Genomic DNA, 1515 nt, shown 5'->3' on the forward strand with positions numbered 1-1515 from the left:
CCCGTACCCGGCGCGCAGCGGAGCGAGCACCGGAAAGACCGGAACACAGGGAGCGCAGCGGAGCGAGCGACCGGCCTCGTTCCGGCGAGGGAGCGAGCGCGAGGGATTCCGGTAACAGCGGGTGGTGGCCATGAGTGCGGACGAAGGCCAGCCCGAGTTAGCACACTCTCGGCTACCACGGTCTAACTCTGTAGAAGCTTGTACCCCGGAAGATCAGCCGTCTCACGAAACGCGGCCATACGATGAGCGGGTGGCTGATCGGGCAGCCGAGTGCGTCGAGGAGTTCCGTGAGAAGTACCCGTACCTCGCTGGTCGGCCGCTATCCGAGAGGGACGGTCAGACACTCCGCTCGGAACTGGTCGAAACGGATCGCGTCGAGGAGCATGTCCAGGGCGAGCGCGAATGGGAGCGCGGGTTTAGCGTCGATCGCGTCGAACGGGCCGAGTCGGTGACATGGGCGGAAGGGTTGTTCCGGTTCCTAACAGCCCGCCAGCCCTACGATGATGGGCTGGGTGGTCGTTTCGAGTCGCGTTACGACGGTGAGACGTTCACTGTGGACTTCGATGACTGTTGGACGAGTTCCTACGGCGATGAGCAAGCCGCCAAGAACGCGGCGTTTCAGCGGCAACTGATGGGTGGGACGTACCCGGAGAGCGAAGACAGTGCTCGCTCCGGCGAGCACGTCGAGGGCGAATGGGGCGACGTCGCTACGATCATGCTCACGCGGACGGGTTCATCGAAGCCGGACGGTGAGCGGGTGCCGCCGGTCGATCACGGCGACCGCGTGGCCCGCACGTGGTCGCAGGGTGACGTGTACGACGTGGTGCGGAACGCAGCGGAGTACCATCTCGGCTTAGAGTCTGAACAGTGGGGGTACGTTCGTGGTGACGACGTGCACGGGTTGGATGCTGAGAATCCGGGAGAGAACGCCTGTTACGTGCATTGTCACGATGCTATTTACATCGACTTGCAGGCAACAGGGCTACGCGACACGTTCGACACGGACCACGAGATCGTGGCTGTGTTGGAGAACACGTTCTACCCGGCGATTGAGAAGCACATCGAAGCGTGTGACTTGGCGAAACCAGAGGCTCATACCCGCGAGAAGGCCATAGAGGTGCGCTTAGACTTGGAGGAACCGGCGGGATACGCGACGGAGTACCTTCGGCTACAGGAGGACACGCCGATGATGGAGATGCCGGTCGAAATGCAGGCGTTCGCAGCTATCGAGTGGGCGCAGAACCGGCAGAGGATCGCTCGCTCGCAAGTTTTCAATGATGCCGCGAAAGCGGACCTATGCCTTCAGGACAAGGAGCGAGTGCACGGCCACCGCCTGAAGTACGACGGGAAGGGTAACGTCGTGTGTGCTCGCTGTGGCTCTGCTGTTGGGATCGGTGCCGATACGATAGCAGAGTACCGGCTGTCGTCACAGTCGTCGTCTGACGGCCAGCAGGCGGTCGCTGATGGTGGTCATGAGTACGTGGTCGGATACCGGACGGGCGAGCCACCGGCAGC

Annotated in this window: 1 protein-coding gene; it reads left to right on the forward strand. The window is 62.6% G+C overall.

Translation table 11 applies throughout. From position 1 onward, the window contains the following. Window positions 1-250: 250 nt before the first annotated feature. A partial coding sequence (locus tag C454_RS19570) for a hypothetical protein (RefSeq protein WP_004978454.1) occupies window positions 251-1515 on the forward strand: 1265 nt, incomplete at its 3' end.

Origin of the sequence: Haloferax gibbonsii ATCC 33959 (assembly GCF_000336775.1) — an archaeon.
Classification (GTDB): Archaea; Halobacteriota; Halobacteria; order Halobacteriales; family Haloferacaceae; genus Haloferax; species Haloferax gibbonsii.